The following is a 14,531-nucleotide window of genomic DNA, read 5'->3' on the forward strand; positions in this document are numbered from 1 at the left end:
CCCGTCGGCCGTGCGCTACAGCAGTCCGACGGCGGTGTCGACCGCCCCCGCCACGTCCCCGTCGGCCGGATAGAGCAGCGACCGGCCGATGACCAGGCCCTGGACGGTCGGCAGCCGCAGCGCCTTGCGCCACTTCTCGTACGCGCCGTCCTGGTCGGCGCCGACCTCGCCGCCCAGCAGCACGGCGGGCAGCGTCGAGGTCTCCATGACCCGCGCCATGTCGTCGGCGTCCTCGGTGACGGGGACCTTCAGCCAGGTGTACGCGGAGGTCCCGGCGAGGCCCGAGGCGATGGCGATGGAGCGCGTGACGGCATCGGCGCTCAGATCGTTGCGGACCTTCCCGTCCACGCGGCGGGATATGAACGGCTCGACGAAGACCGGGAGGCGGCGTTCGGCCATCGCGTCGATGGTGCGGGCGGCGGCGTGGAGGGTGTCGAGCGATCCGGGGTCGTCGTAGTCGATGCGCAGGAGCAGCTTGCCGGCGTCGAAGCCGCGGCGCTCCAGGTCCTGGGCGCGGGGTCCGGTGAAGCGGTCGTCGAGTTCGAAGGCGGCGCCGGCCAGGCCGCCGCGGTTCATGGAGCCGACGACGACCTTGCCGTCGAGAGCGCCGAGGAGGAGCAGGTCGTCGAGGATGTCGGCGGCGGCCAGGACGCCGTCGACGCCGGGGCGGGAGAGGGCGAGGCAGAGCCGCTCCAGCAGGTCGGGGCGGCCGGCCATGGCGAGTTCGCGGCCGCCGACGCCGAGGGCGCCGCGGGCCGGGTGGTCGGCCGCGATGATCATGAGCCGCCCGCTCGCGCCGATCAGGGGCCTGCGGGGGCGGCGGGCGGCGGCCTCGGCGATCGCTTCGGGGTGGCGGGTCCGTACCCGTACGAGGTCGCGGATGCGCAGGCCGGTGGTCACGTTGTGGGCTCCTGCGCGGGGACGGGGCCGCCCGCGAGGACCTGTTCCACCTCTGCCGGGCGGGGCATGGCGGACGAACAGGCGAGGCGGGCGGCGACGATGGCACCGGCCGCGTTGGCGTACCGCATGGTGTGCTCCAGGTCCCAGCCGGCCAGCAGCCCGTGGCAGAGGGCCCCGCCGAAGGCGTCGCCCGCGCCGAGCCCGTTGAGCACGTCGACGGGTACGGGCGGGCATTCGGCCGTCGTGCCGTCGCGGTGCGCGGCGAGCACGCCCTTCGGCCCCTGTTTGACGACGGCGAGCCCGACGCCGGCGGCGAGCAGGGCGCGGGCGGCGGCGTACGGTTCGCGCTCACCGGTGGCGACTTCGCACTCGTCGAGGTTGCCGACGGCGACGGTGGCGTGGCGGAGGGCCTCGGTGTAGTACGGGCGGGCCCGGCCGGGGTCGCCGTCGCCCCAGAACATCGGCCGCCAGTCCAGGTCGAAGACCGTCGTGCTCCCCGCGTCCCGCGCCTCCAGCGCCGCGAGCGTCGCCGAACGGCTCGGCTCCGCGCACAGGCCCGTGCCCGTCATCCAGAAGATCCGCGCCGAACGGATCGCGTCCAGGTCCAGTTCCCGGGCCCGCAGTTCGAGGTCGGGCGCCTTCGGCTGCCGGTAGAAGTAGAGCGGGAAGTCGTCCGGCGGGAAGATCTCGCAGAACGTCACGGGGGTCGGCAGGTCCGCGACCCCCGTCACCCAGCGGTCGTCGACGCCGAACTCCCGCAGTTGCCCGTGGAGGTAGTCGCCGAAGGGGTCGGTCCCGGTGCGGGTGACGAGGGCCGTGCGCCGGCCCAGCCTGGCCGCAGCGACCGCCACGTTCGCGGCCGAGCCGCCGAGGAACTTGCCGAACGTCTCGACCTGCGCCAGCCCGACCCCGGCCTGCAACGGATAGAGGTCCACTCCGATCCGGCCCATCGCGATCAGGTCGTACGGGTGGTGCGGCTCGTACGCATTGGACTCCATGCGCGTCCCTCCGGTCCGGCGGCTGTCCCCAGGTCTAATGGGCGCCACGGCACCCTGTCAACGTTTTGTCCTTACATTCGGACGAAGGGTTGACACCTTTCTCGTACGGCCGGAAAGCTGGCGCTCATGACCTCTCCCGTACCCGCGCCGACCCGCATCAGGGTCGGTTCCGCCCCCGATTCCTGGGGAGTGTGGTTCCCCGACGACCCGCTCCAGGTGCCCTGGGAACGCTTCCTCGACGAGGTCGCGGAGGCCGGTTACCCCTGGATCGAACTCGGCCCGTACGGCTACCTCCCGACCGATCCGGCCCGCCTCACCGACGAGACGCGCCGCCGGGGGCTGTCCGTCTCGGCGGGCACGGTCTTCACCGGCCTCCACCGCGGGCCCGAGGTCTGGGACGTCACGTGGGCCCATGTCGCGGACGTCGCCGAGCTCACCAGGGCCATGGGCGCGGAGCACCTGGTCGTCATCCCGTCCTTCTGGCGGGACGACAGGACCGGGGAAGTGCTGGAGGAGCGCACGCTGACGGCCGCCCAGTGGCGGACGCTCGCCCGGCAGACCGAGCGGCTCGGGCGCGAGGTGCGCGAGCGGTACGGGCTGAAGATCGTCGTCCATCCGCACGCGGACACGCACATCGACAACGAGGAGAACGTCGCCCGCTTCCTGGACGCCACCGACTCCGCCCTGGTCTCGCTCTGCCTGGACACCGGCCACTACGCGTACTGCGGCGGGGACAGCGTCGAGCTCATCGAGACGTACGGGGAGCGGATCGGCTACCTCCACCTCAAGCAGGTGGACCCGGAGATCCTCGCCGAAGTCGTCGCGGGCGAGGTGCCGTTCGGGCCCGCCGTCGGGCGGGGCGTGATGTGCGAACCGCCGGCCGGGGTGCCGGCGCTGGAACCCGTGCTGGCGGCGGCCGGACGGCTGGACGTGGACCTGTTCGCGATCGTCGAGCAGGACATGTACCCGTGTCCGCCGGACAGGCCCCTGCCGATCGCCCGGCGCACCCGCCGCTTCCTCCGCTCCTGCGGCGCCTAGCCGGGGGCCGCGGCGGAACACCCGCCGCAGGCGTCCCATTCGTTGAACTCCTGTCACACATGTCCCGGTTGGACGGAAATTCCGTCACAGGTATTCGACAGCCCCACCCTGTACATCACTCAGCGTCGTTCAACGGACACAGGCTGAGTGATCGTCAGCGTTCCGCGCCCCGGCTCCTCCGACGGCCCCCCAGGCCACCGCCGAGGCACGCGCAGGGAGGTGCCACAGATGACCGACCGCAGGCTCTGGTCGTACAAGGAGATCGCCGCGCACATCCAGGTCCAGCCGGACACCGTGCGTTCGTACCGCAAGCACGGACTGCTCCCCCCGCCCGACCACACGGAGAACGGCAAGCCCTACTGGTACGCGGACACCATCCGCCTCTGGGTCTCGCGCCGGCCGGGCAACAGGGGCCGCAAGGAGTGAGGAGGGAAGGGGGCGGTCTCGTTCCGCCACCCGGATCCGGTCATCGGCGACCGCACGGCCACCGGCACCCGCATGGCTGAAATCACGGCCGGATGCAGTCGCATTCATACCCCCTAGGGGTATAGTCTGGACCGTGTCAGGAAGTCACGGCATCCCCGTGGCTTTCTGGGGCACCACGCCTGCGTAAGCCTGAGAGAGGGAGAACGACATGACCGCCGAGACCGGGACGAAGACCGAGGCCACCGCGACCGGCTCCTGCTGCTCGCCGTCCGGCTCCTGCCACGACGCCTCGGCCGAGGTCCAGCTGGGCGCCGTCACCACCGAGTACCAGGTGAGCGGCATGACCTGCGGGCACTGCGAGGGCGCGGTCGCCGGCGAGATCTCGGAGATCCCCGGCGTCACCTCGGTGAAGGCCGTCGCCTCCACCGGCCGGGTGACGGTCGTCTCCGACGCCCCGCTGGACCTGGAAGCCGTACGCGCCGCCGTCGACGAGGCCGGTTACGAGCTCGTCGGCCCGGCCTGACCCGGACCGCCTTCTCCCGCCGGGCCGTACCGGACCAGTTCATACTGGCTCCCGTACGGCCCGGTCCGTTTTCCTGGAGCAAGAACACATGACCAGCACAGCGCAAGAGGCACCGGCGACCACCGCGGACACGTCCCGGGTCGAGCTCTCCATCGGAGGGATGACCTGCGCCTCCTGCGCCGCCCGCATCGAGAAGAAGCTCAACCGCATGGACGGCGTCCACGCCACCGTCAACTACGCGACGGCGAAGGCGCGGGTCAGTTACGCCGACGGGGTGGGCGTCGCGGACCTCATCGCCACCGTCGAGAAGACCGGCTACACCGCCGAGGAGCCCCCGCCGCCCGCCGCCCCGGCCGCCACCGCCCCGGCCGCCCCCACCGCGCCGGAGCAGGCGGCCGGGCGCGAGCAGGACGATCCCGCCCTCGCCCCGCTGCGGCAGCGCTTCCTCGTCTCGCTGGTCCTCTCCGTCCCCGTGGTCGCGCTCGCGATGATCCCCCGGCTCCAGTTCGACAACTGGCAGTGGCTCTCGCTCACCCTCGCCGCCCCGGTCGTCGTCTGGGGTGGGCTGCCCTTCCACCGGGCCGCCTGGACCAACGTCCGGCACGGCGCCGCCACCATGGACACCCTCGTCTCGGTCGGCACGCTCGCCGCGTTCGGCTGGTCGCTGTGGGCCCTGTTCTTCGGGCACGCGGGCCTGCCGGGCATGCGCCACGGTTTCGAGCTGACGGCGTCCCAGCGCACCGACGGGGCTTCGACGGTCTACCTGGAGGTCGCCGCCGGAGTCGTCACCTTCATCCTCCTGGGCCGCTACCTGGAGGCGAAGGCCAAGCGGAGGGCAGGCTCGGCGCTGCGCGCGCTGATGGAGCTCGGCTCGAAGGACGTGACCGTGCTCCGGGGCGGTACGGAGGTACGCGTCCCGGTCGGCACGCTCGCCGTCGGGGACCGCTTCGTCGTACGCCCCGGCGAGAAGATCGCCACCGACGGCACGGTCACCGAAGGCATCTCCGCCGTCGACGCCTCCATGCTGACCGGCGAGTCCGTGCCGGTGGACGTGGCCGCCGGAAGCGCCGTCACCGGCGCCACCGTGAACACCTCGGGCCGGATCGTCGTCGAGGCGACCAGGATCGGCGCCGACACCCGGCTCGCGCGCATGGCCCGCCTCGTCGAGGACGCCCAGAACGGCAAGGCGCAGGTGCAGCGCCTGGCCGACCGCGTCTCGGCGGTCTTCGTGCCGGTCGTCCTGCTCATCGCCCTGGGCACGCTCGTCACCTGGCTGCTGCTCACGGACGACCCGGCCGCCTCGTTCACGGCGGCCGTGGCGGTGCTGATCATCGCGTGCCCGTGCGCGCTGGGGCTGGCCACGCCGACCGCGCTCATGGTCGGCACGGGGCGCGGCGCCCAGCTCGGCATCCTGATCAAGGGGCCGGAGGTGCTGGAGTCGACCCGGCGCGTGGACACCGTCGTACTCGACAAGACGGGGACGGTCACGACGGGGCGGATGGAGCTCAGGGAGGTCTTCGCGGCGCCCGGCACCGACGAGGCCCTGCTGCTGCGCCTGGCCGGCGCGCTGGAGCACGCCTCGGAGCACCCGATCGCGCGGGCCGTGGCGTCCGGCGCCGCCGACCGGACCGGGCCGCTGCCGGGGGTGGAGAAGTTCGAGAACGTCGCGGGGCTCGGGGTGCGCGGTCTGGTCGACGGGCACGAGGTGCTCGTGGGGCGCGAGGCGCTGCTCGCCGAAGCGGGCGTGGAGCTGGGGCGCGAGCTGGCCGGCGCCAAGGCCGCGGCGGAGGCTCGGGGGCGTACGGCGGTGGCCGTGGCCTGGGACGGGTCGGCGCGCGGCGTCCTGACCGTCGCGGACGCCGTGAAGGAGACCAGCGCGGAGGCGGTCGCGCGGCTGCGCGAGCTCGGCCTGACCCCGGTCCTGCTGACCGGTGACAACCGGGCCGTCGCCGAGTCGGTGGCGCGTGCGGTCGGGATCGGGGCGGGCGACGTGTACGCCGAGGTCCTGCCGCAGGACAAGGCCGACGTCGTGAAGCGGCTCCAGGCCGAGGGGCGCAGCGTGGCGATGGTCGGCGACGGGGTGAACGACGCGGCGGCGCTGGCCACGGCGGATCTGGGGCTCGCGATGGGCACGGGTACGGACGCGGCGATCGAGGCGGGCGACCTGACGCTCGTCCGGGGGGACCTGAGGGTGGCGGCGGACGCGATCCTGCTGTCCCGCAGGACGCTGGGGACCATCAAGGGAAATCTCTTCTGGGCCTTCGGCTACAACGTCGCCGCCCTGCCCCTGGCGGCCACCGGGCTGCTCAACCCCATGATCGCCGGATTCGCGATGGCGTTTTCCTCGGTATTCGTAGTGACAAACAGCCTCAGGCTGCGTACCTTCACAGGACGCACACAAAGTGACGCACGTCACTGAGGTTTGAGGGTAACCATTCTGGCGACCCGCGAGTCTAAGTAGGCGATGCCGAGAACGTCTTGGGGGACGTTCGCGGAATGTCTTGGGGGACGTTCCGGGCAAGCGTTGGCCGGGGCACGTGCACCGGGGAGCTTTGAGCGGCCCTCCCGTACGTACGCGTCCCGGCAGCCCGCGCAGGGAGTTTGTGCGCCCATCGACACCCGGCCGGATCCCGTGGGGGGAATCCGCTCCGGGAAAAGGGAAGCGCCCCGACCTGCCGACCCGTGGGGGGATCGGCAGCGGGGCGCTTTCTGCTTTTCAGCGGATGGTGCGGGTGACGCGGTGGAACCGGTTGCGTCAGCGGCCCTCGACCGGGACGAAGTCGCGCAGGACCTCGCCGGTGTAGATCTGGCGCGGGCGGCCGATGCGGGAACCCGGCTCCTTGATCATCTCGTGCCACTGGGCGATCCAGCCCGGGAGACGGCCCAGCGCGAAGAGCACCGTGAACATCTCGGTCGGGAAGCCCATGGCCCGGTAGATCAGGCCGGTGTAGAAGTCGACGTTCGGGTAGAGCTTGCGCTCCACGAAGTAGTCGTCGGCCAGCGCGTGCTCTTCGAGCTTGAGCGCGATGTCGAGCAGCTCGTCGTCCTTGCCCAGGGCGGAGAGGACGTCGTGCGCCGCGGCCTTGATGATCTTCGCCCGGGGGTCGAAGTTCTTGTAGACGCGGTGCCCGAAGCCCATGAGCTTCACGCCGTCTTCCTTGTTCTTCACCTTGCGGATGAAGCTGTCGACGTCGCCGCCCGAAGCCTGGATGCCCTCCAGCATCTCCAGGACGGACTGGTTGGCGCCGCCGTGCAGCGGGCCCCACAGGGCGCTGATGCCGGCGGAGATCGAGGCGAACATGTTCGCCTGCGAGGAGCCGACCAGGCGCACGGTGGACGTCGAACAGTTCTGCTCGTGGTCCGCGTGCAGGATCAGCAGCTTCTCCAGCGCCGCGACCACGACCGGGTCCGGCACGTACTCCTGCGCCGGGACCGAGAAGGTCATGCGCAGGAAGTTCTCGACGTACCCGAGGTCGTTGCTCGGGTAGACGAAGGGGTGGCCGATCGACTTCTTGTACGCGTACGCCGCGATCGTCGGAAGCTTGGCGAGGAGGCGGATCGTCGAAAGGTGACGCTGCTTCTCGTCGAACGGGTTGTGGCTGTCCTGGTAGAAGGTGGACAGCGCGCTGACCACCGACGACAGCATGGCCATCGGGTGCGCGTCACGCGGGAAGCCGTCGAAGAACCGCTTCACGTCCTCGTGCAGCAGCGTGTGCTGGGTGATCTCGTTCTTGAAGGCCGAAAGCTCATCGACCTTGGGGAGCTCACCGTTGATCAGCAGGTACGCCACCTCGACGAAGGTGGAACCGTCGGCCAGCTGCTCGATGGGGTATCCGCGGTAGCGCAGAATGCCCTGCTCACCGTCGAGGTAGGTGATCGCGGATTTATAGGCGGCCGTGTTGCCGTATCCGCTGTCGAGAGTCACCAGACCGGTCTGAGTCCGGAGCTTCCCGATGTCGAAGCCCTTGTCGCCGACGGTGCTGTCGATCACCGGGTAGGTGTACTCGCCATCGCCGTACCGCAGTACTACAGAGTTGTCGCTCACGTCATCCCTCACCGACGTAGTGCCTCTTCTTCGAGGTGCCCTGACTGTCTCTACCATCCCCCATTTGGCTCAGCAGAGTGCACTCGGGGTCGGCCATTAGGCCCATTCGCGGCACTCAGTGCCGCCAACCTGCTCATCCTGCCCCCTTCGCCCCAGTTCTGGAAGTCCGGCGAGACGTTTGCCATGAACAGTCCCCCTATGGTGCGTTTTACGCCACCGCGCGGTTCCTCTCCACCCGTCCGGCGAGCCGGTGATCCAGTGCCGTACACCGCCGGCCTGCGGAAACCGTACGGACGGCCTGGCCGATCGCCTTGCGGGAGCCGACCAGCACGACCAGCTTCTTGGCCCGGGTGACCGCGGTGTAGAGCAGATTGCGCTGGAGCATCATCCAGGCCCCGGTGGTGACCGGAATCACCACCGCCGGATATTCGCTGCCCTGCGAGCGGTGGATCGTCACGGCGTACGCGTGCGCCAGCTCGTCCAGCTCGTCGAAGTCGTACGGAACCTCCTCGTCCTCGTCCGTCAGCACCGTCAGGCGCTGGTCGTCGAGGTTGAGCGCGGTGACCACACCCACGGTGCCGTTGAAGACCCCGTTCTGCCCCTTCTCGTAATTGTTCCGGATCTGGGTCACTTTGTCTCCGACGCGGAAGACCCTGCCGCCGAACCTCTTCTCCGGGAGGTCGGGCCTGGCGGGCGTGATCGCCTGCTGGAGCAGGCCGTTGAGCGCTCCCGCGCCGGCCGGGCCGCGGTGCATCGGGGCCAGTACCTGGATGTCGCGCCTCGGGTCGAGACCGAACTTGGCGGGGATGCGGCGGGCGGCGACGTCCACCGTGACCCGTCCGGCGTCCTCGGTCTCGTCCTCGACGAAGAGGAAGAAGTCCGGAAGGCCCTGAGTGATGGGCTGGACACCGGAGTTGATGCGGTGCGCGTTCGTCACCACGCCCGACTGCCGGGCCTGGCGGAAGATCCGGGTCAGGCGGACGGAGGGGACCGGTCCGCCGTCGGCCAGGAGGTCGCGCAGCACCTCCCCCGCGCCCACCGAGGGCAGCTGGTCCACGTCGCCCACCAGGAGCAGGTGCGCGCCCGGGGCCACGGCCTTCACCAGTTTGTTGGCGAGGAGCAGGTCGAGCATGGATGCCTCGTCGACGACGACCAGGTCGGCGTCGAGGGGACGGTCCTTGTCGTACGCCGCGTCGCCGCCCGGCTTGAGCTCCAGCAGGCGGTGCACGGTGGACGCGTCGGCCCCGGTGAGCTCGGACAGCCGCTTGGCCGCCCGGCCGGTGGGCGCGGCCAGCACCACCTTCGCCTTCTTGGCGCGGGCCAGCTCCACGATGGAGCGGACCGTGAAGGACTTGCCGCAGCCGGGACCGCCGGTGAGCACGGCCACCTTCTCGGTCAGCGCGAGCTTGACGGCCGCCTGCTGCTCGGGCGCCAGCTCGGCACCGGTACGCCCCGCCAGCCACTCCAGCGCCTTGTCCCAGGCCACGTCCCGGAACGCCGGCATCCGGTCCTCGGGGGTGCGCAGGAGGCGCTGGGTCTGCGCGGCGAGGGACACCTCGGCCCGGTGGAAGGGGACGAGGTAGACGGCGGTGACGGGGTCGCCTTCGCCGCCCTCCGGCGGCGGCACCTTCTCCCGTACGACGCCCTCGTCCGCCGCCAGTTCGGCCAGGCAGTCGATGACCAGGCCCGTGTCCACCTGGAGCAGCTTCACGGCGTCGCTGATCAGCCGCTCCTCCGGGAGGTAGCAGTGGCCCTGGTCCGTGGACTGCGACAGCGCGTACTGGAGGCCGGCCTTCACGCGCTCGGGACTGTCGTGCGGGATGCCGACGGACTGGGCGATCCGGTCGGCGGTGAGGAAGCCGATGCCCCAGACGTCGGCGGCCAGCCGGTAGGGCTCGTTCTTCACCACGGAGATCGAGGCGTCGCCGTACTTCTTGTAGATGCGCACCGCGATGGAGGTCGAGACCCCCACACCCTGGAGGAAGATCATGACCTCCTTGATGGCCTTCTGCTCCTCCCAGGCGGCCGCGATCATCCTGGTCCGCTTCGGGCCGAGGCCGGGCACCTCGATCAGCCGCTTCGGCTCGGTCTCGATCACGTCCAGGGTGTCGACGCCGAAATGCGTGGTGATCCGGTCGGCCATCACGGGACCGATGCCCTTGATCAGCCCGGAGCCGAGGTAGCGGCGGATGCCCTGGATGGTGGCGGGCAGGACGGTCGTGTAGTTCTCGACGGTGAACTGCCTGCCGTACTGGGGGTGCGAGCCCCAGCGGCCCTCCATGCGCAGCGACTCCCCCGGCTGCGCGCCGAGCAGCGAGCCGACCACCGTGAGGAGGTCGTCGGACCCGCGCCCGGTGTCGACGCGGGCGACCGTGTAGCCGCTCTCCTCGTTGGCGTACGTGATCCGCTCGAGGACCCCTTCGACGACCGCCGGGACGAACGCTGCTGGACTGGACATGATCCGACGCTACCGCTCCGCACCGACAGCGCCGCAGGGACTGTGGAAAACATCGGCGGCCCTCGGGGGCCGTGGTCCGCCCCTTTGCCACATCTATCGATTTTCGATAGATTCCCATCGTTGCTCGATCGAGGGAGAGATGATGGGAAAGCTGACAGTGCTCGCGCTGCGCGTCGTGCTCGTGGTACTGCTCGCCGGCTCGGTGTTCGTGCAGACGGTGATGGTGGCGCTGCTGGCCGCCGACCTGGAGGAGAGCGGCGGGTCCCTCGCGGACCGGCGCGTCCCGATTCTCGTGATCATGGTCCTGGGCATCGTGGCGGCCCAGGTCGTCCTGGCCTGCGTGTGGCGGCTGGTGACGATGGTGCGACGCGGAACGGTGTTCTCCGACGCCGCCTTCCGGTACGTGCACGTCGTGATCGGCGCGTTCGTGGCGGCCGCCCTCCTGGTGTTCGCGCTCGCGGTCGTCCTGGCGCCGGGCGAAGCCGTCGCCCCGGGCGTCGTCCTCCTGCTGTGCGGGGTCGTCGTGGCGGTCCTGGGGGTCGCGCTCGTCGTGCTCGTCCTGCGGATGCTGCTCGCCCAGGCCGTCGCGCGCGACGCCGAGGCGGCGCGGATGCGGGCCGAGCTGGACGAGGTGATCTGATGCCGATCGCCGTCGACATCGACGTGATGCTGGCCAGGCGGAAGATGTCCGTGGGCGAGCTCGCGGACCGCGTCGGGATCACCCCCGCCAACCTGGCGGTGCTCAAGAACGGCCGCGCCAAGGCGGTGCGCTTCGCGACGCTCGCCGCGCTCTGCGAAGCGCTCGAATGCCAGCCGGGAGACCTGCTGCGCTGGGAGGCCGAGGACCCTGCGGACGGATGACACCGGCCGCCGGGGCCGGTGGTCGGGGCCGGTGGCCGGGGCCGGTGCGTCGCGGAAGCCCCGCGCTGCCGCACGTTCCCTGGAAGTGCTTGTTCGGTGTCGGCGACAGCACGGGACCGGTCAGGAGAATTGACGGTACGTCACTTCTCCTTGCCCGGAGCGGACCCCGCCGTGCCCAGCCGCGCTCCCCGGCTCTCCGCGACCCGCTTGACGTCCCGCAGCGACTCGCTCAGCCGGCTGGCGAGGAAGTGCAGCTCGCCACCGGTCACCCGGCGGTCCGCGAGCAGGTCGGCCGCATGGCCCAGAAGGCCGTCCGCCATGTCGAGCTGAATGCTCTCGATGCCGTCCGCGACCCGTGACACATGGCCGGTGCCGTCACCCAGGACGTAGCACGGCTTGCCCTGTTCCCCCGTCCAGGGCAGTAGCCGCAACGTGAGCCGATCGCACTGCTCGCCGTTCACGCGTCGACCTCCACCCCGTGGACGGACCGGGGGCCGGCGCCCACCCCGTGCACGGCGAGCCACAGCGCGCGCCGCCGCGTCCGCTGCCGCCGCACTTCGGCCAGTTGCCGCTCGTGCACTTCGAGGTGCGGGCGGACCAGCGGGCCGGTCTCCTCGCGCGGAGGGCGTTCGCCGGTGCGGTGGGCGGCCGGCCCTCCGACGTAGGCGCAGGAGTACGGGCTCGGGTACGCGCGCTCGTACGCACGCGAATCCGCCGGTCGGTGCCTCTCTCTGCCGGGGCGCCGGAACCGCAGCAGCGGTTCGAAGAGGCGAGCGATAAAGTCCGTCATGTCAGCCTGCTTTCCTCAGGTCGGCCACGCTCCCGGACCGCGCCCAACGCGGTCGCGGGAGTCTTCTCACTGCGGGCGAGTCCCGTCACCGGGGCTCGCACTGCGCCAGGAGAGCAACGCTAGGGAGAGCCGTAACCAGCAGCAATGGCACTTCGGCCGGAGGCCAGGCGGAAGTGCCACACACCGTCACACGGGCATGCCCACGGCATCGGCAAGGCTGCGCATCTCAGGAGTGAGCGTCCGGCGCCGGGCAAGGATCCCGCTCACGATGTCCTGGGCATAGCGCTGCTTGGGAAACCACTGGGGCGCGGTGGCCCGGAGGCCGGTCAGGATGTCGACGGCCTCCGCGTACTGCCGTGTACGGGCATGGGCATTCGCCACGTCCAAGAGGTGCCGGTTGCGATTGTTCGAGGTCGGGCGCAGACCATGCACCGGTACATTCGCCGCCAGCTTGAGCACCAGGTCGGGACGGTCCACCACCATCGCGTTCTCAGCCCGCTTGAGCGCTACGGTCACAGGGCCGAACGCTTGCAGGAAGTTCCCCTCGGGCGTGTACTCCCGCCCCAGGGCAACCGCCGCAGCGTGTGCCAGCCGGATGGCGTCCTCCGCCTCGCCGGGCCGGTTGTCCCGTACCGCGGCGGCAGACATCCTCAGCAGCAGCCACCCCCAGGCGCTCAGCTCAGCGGGCGTGGCGCGGGAGAGCCGAGGCTCCACTTCGTCAGCCCGCCGAGACGCCAGGTCACGCGCTTCGCCCAGTCGGCCACGCCGGAGCAGGAGCCAGCACATGATGCTGGCTGTCGCTGCGCTGTGGAGCCGGTCGGACGACTCGTCCATCGACCGCTCCAGTGCTGCTTCCGCCGCGTCGAACTGACGCATCTGAGTCAGTAGCCAACCGGTGAGCTGCAAAATCCGCGCACGGACGGCACGCCCCTCGGGATCACTCCGCACCAGGGCTTCGGCATCCCGCAACAGCGAAGGCAGGATCGTGCTCAGCTCCACGAAACGGTCACCCGAAAACAACGGCATCGCGGCGTCCAGTACCTGGCGCACCCCGGCGGTGGTCGGTGGCTCGTCCACGGTGTCGACCACTGACGAGGACAGAAGCACCCGGCGCAAGGGCTTCCACTGGGCGTCCGCATCGACGACATCGTCCTCGGCACGGGAAGCAACCACGAGTTGAGTGGTCGGCACCCGCAGCGCCGCCGCCAGCCGCCGCACGGTCTCCAGCCGCGTGTCCTCCCGCTCCCCCTGCTCCAGCTTGCGGATCAGGGACAGCGAGACACCTGATTCGTTCGCGAGCTCGCGCTGTGACAAGCCCCGGCGTTTGCGGACTTCGCGGAGCCGCTCCCCGACATTGGCACCCATGAAATTGAGCGTACGCCCGGAGACGAATCACGGGAGTCGGAGTTCCCGTAACCACCCATCGGGGGCGCGCTCGTCGACGCGGGGAAACCAAGAAGGCCCGGTCCGTCGACCGGGCCCCTCGGATCCCCCTCCGTGTCAGGCCTCCCCGAATCCCCCCGGATCCCTCCCCGGAAGCCCTGATGCCACGTACGACACGCTAGGTGGCGGAAGGGTTGCACGGCGGATGGAAGAAATTTGATTACGGCACGAGGCGACCGCGAAGTGATCGCGTCCGCAGCGCTTCGATCACGTCGGTCACGAAGGAAGGACGTGCGTGACGTAGCGGTCGGCCACCTCTGCCAGGACTTCCGTGCCGTCCCGGGCCCAGAGGGTCTCGTTGAAGATCTCCACCTCGACCGGCCCCGTGTAGCCGACCGCGTCCACCAGGGCGTGGAAGCGGCGGAAGTCGACCGCGCCGTCGCCCAGCTGCCCCCGGCCCAGCAGGACGCCGGCGGGCAGCGGAGTGATCCAGTCCGCCAGCTGGAACGCGGCGATGCGCTCGCCCGCGCGGGCGATGCCGTCCGCGACGCGGTCGTCCCACCACAGGTGGTACGTGTCGACGACCACGCCCACCTGGTCCGCCGGGAAGCGTTCCGCGAGGTCGAGCGCCTGGTCCAGGGTCGAGACCACGCAGCGGTCCGAGGCGAACATCGGGTGCAGCGGCTCGATGGCCAGGCGTACGCCCCGCTCGGCGGCGTACGGCGCGAGTTCGGCCAGCGCGTCCGCGATGCGCTCGCGGGCGGCGTGCAGGTCACGGCTGCCGGGCGGGAGGCCGCCGGAGACCAGGACCAGGGTGGCGGTGCCGAGTGCGGCGGCCTCGTCGACGGCCCGGCGGTTGTCGGCCAGGGCCGAGGCGCGGTCGGCGTCGCCGACGCCCGTGAGGAAGCCGCCCCGGCACAGGCTGGTGACGGTCAGCCCCGCGTCCCGCATCAGGCGGGCGGCGCGCTCGACGCCGTACTCCTGGACCGGTGCGCGCCACAGGCCCACGCCGGGGACGCCCGCCTTCGCGCAGCCCTCGGCCAGCTCGGGCAGCGACCACTGCTTGATGGTCTCCTGATTGAGGGAGAGCCGGGAGAGGTCACTCACTG

The 14,531-nt window shown here is 70.8% G+C and carries 14 protein-coding genes; 6 read left to right on the forward strand and 8 right to left on the reverse strand.

All coding sequences use genetic code 11. The features are described 5' to 3' along the window. Positions 1-15: 15 nt before the first annotated feature. Both ACWD0Y_RS01080 and iolC read right to left on the reverse strand, forming a co-directional pair. Positions 16-882: a Cgl0159 family (beta/alpha)8-fold protein gene (locus ACWD0Y_RS01080; RefSeq protein WP_450258483.1), complete on the reverse strand. Its 867-nt coding sequence runs from the start codon at positions 880-882 to the stop codon at positions 16-18. Positions 883-896: 14 nt separating this feature from the next. Then, the gene (gene iolC, locus ACWD0Y_RS01085; RefSeq protein ID WP_450258374.1) at positions 897-1,898 is read right to left on the reverse strand and encodes a 5-dehydro-2-deoxygluconokinase; all 1,002 of its coding nucleotides are present in this window, start codon (positions 1,896-1,898) and stop codon (positions 897-899) included. A gap of 126 nt (positions 1,899-2,024) precedes the next feature. On the opposite strand from iolC, the gene ACWD0Y_RS01090 reads away from it, so the two are divergent. The 4 genes from ACWD0Y_RS01090 to ACWD0Y_RS01105 all read left to right on the forward strand — a co-directional run bounded on the left by ACWD0Y_RS01090 (position 2,025) and on the right by ACWD0Y_RS01105 (position 6,304). After that, on the forward strand, positions 2,025-2,936 hold the full coding sequence (locus tag ACWD0Y_RS01090; RefSeq protein ID WP_450258375.1) for a sugar phosphate isomerase/epimerase family protein: 912 nt from the start codon (positions 2,025-2,027) through the stop codon (positions 2,934-2,936). A gap of 228 nt (positions 2,937-3,164) precedes the next feature. Continuing rightward, positions 3,165-3,362: a MerR family DNA-binding transcriptional regulator gene (locus ACWD0Y_RS01095; RefSeq protein WP_450258376.1), complete on the forward strand. Its 198-nt coding sequence runs from the start codon at positions 3,165-3,167 to the stop codon at positions 3,360-3,362. 208 nt (positions 3,363-3,570) lie between these two features. Next, positions 3,571-3,885, forward strand: coding sequence for a heavy-metal-associated domain-containing protein (locus tag ACWD0Y_RS01100; RefSeq protein ID WP_450258377.1), 315 nt, complete (start codon positions 3,571-3,573; stop codon positions 3,883-3,885). A gap of 88 nt (positions 3,886-3,973) precedes the next feature. Further along, positions 3,974-6,304 carry a heavy metal translocating P-type ATPase gene (locus ACWD0Y_RS01105; protein WP_450258378.1) on the forward strand — a complete coding sequence of 777 codons (2,331 nt, stop codon included), beginning with the start codon at positions 3,974-3,976 and terminating at the stop codon, positions 6,302-6,304. Between the two features lie 336 nt (positions 6,305-6,640). Here the strand turns inward: ACWD0Y_RS01105 and ACWD0Y_RS01110 are convergent, their stop codons facing one another. Continuing rightward, the gene (locus ACWD0Y_RS01110; RefSeq protein ID WP_093800778.1) at positions 6,641-7,930 is read right to left on the reverse strand and encodes a citrate synthase; all 1,290 of its coding nucleotides are present in this window, start codon (positions 7,928-7,930) and stop codon (positions 6,641-6,643) included. A gap of 208 nt (positions 7,931-8,138) precedes the next feature. Further along, the gene (recD2, locus tag ACWD0Y_RS01115; protein ID WP_450258379.1) at positions 8,139-10,388 is read right to left on the reverse strand and encodes an SF1B family DNA helicase RecD2; all 2,250 of its coding nucleotides are present in this window, start codon (positions 10,386-10,388) and stop codon (positions 8,139-8,141) included. 142 nt (positions 10,389-10,530) lie between these two features. Here recD2 and ACWD0Y_RS01120 point away from each other — a divergent pair, with 142 nt between their 5' ends. Both ACWD0Y_RS01120 and ACWD0Y_RS01125 read left to right on the forward strand, forming a co-directional pair. Then, positions 10,531-11,028: a DUF2975 domain-containing protein gene (locus ACWD0Y_RS01120; RefSeq protein WP_450258380.1), complete on the forward strand. Its 498-nt coding sequence runs from the start codon at positions 10,531-10,533 to the stop codon at positions 11,026-11,028. Further along, positions 11,028-11,249, forward strand: coding sequence for a helix-turn-helix domain-containing protein (locus ACWD0Y_RS01125; protein ID WP_093800775.1), 222 nt, complete (start codon positions 11,028-11,030; stop codon positions 11,247-11,249). Before ACWD0Y_RS01120 ends, ACWD0Y_RS01125 begins: the two co-directional genes overlap by 1 nt. Positions 11,250-11,389: 140 nt before the next feature. On the opposite strand, the gene ACWD0Y_RS01130 is transcribed toward ACWD0Y_RS01125, so the two are convergent. From ACWD0Y_RS01130 to ACWD0Y_RS01145, 4 genes are all read right to left on the reverse strand, one after another. Beyond that, positions 11,390-11,710 (reverse strand): hypothetical protein, encoded by a 321-nt coding sequence (locus ACWD0Y_RS01130; RefSeq protein ID WP_450258381.1) that lies wholly within the window; start codon positions 11,708-11,710, stop codon positions 11,390-11,392. Continuing rightward, complete coding sequence (locus ACWD0Y_RS01135; RefSeq protein WP_450258382.1) at positions 11,707-12,039, reverse strand: hypothetical protein; 333 nt, start codon at positions 12,037-12,039, stop codon at positions 11,707-11,709. Before ACWD0Y_RS01135 ends, ACWD0Y_RS01130 begins: the two co-directional genes overlap by 4 nt. A gap of 186 nt (positions 12,040-12,225) precedes the next feature. Further along, positions 12,226-13,404: a helix-turn-helix domain-containing protein gene (locus ACWD0Y_RS01140; protein WP_450258383.1), complete on the reverse strand. Its 1,179-nt coding sequence runs from the start codon at positions 13,402-13,404 to the stop codon at positions 12,226-12,228. 294 nt (positions 13,405-13,698) lie between these two features. Next, a complete protein-coding gene (locus ACWD0Y_RS01145; protein ID WP_450258484.1) occupies positions 13,699-14,529 on the reverse strand; it encodes a sugar phosphate isomerase/epimerase family protein in 831 nt (276 codons plus the stop codon). Positions 14,530-14,531 lie beyond the last annotated feature (2 nt).

Source organism: Streptomyces altiplanensis (assembly GCF_053591575.1).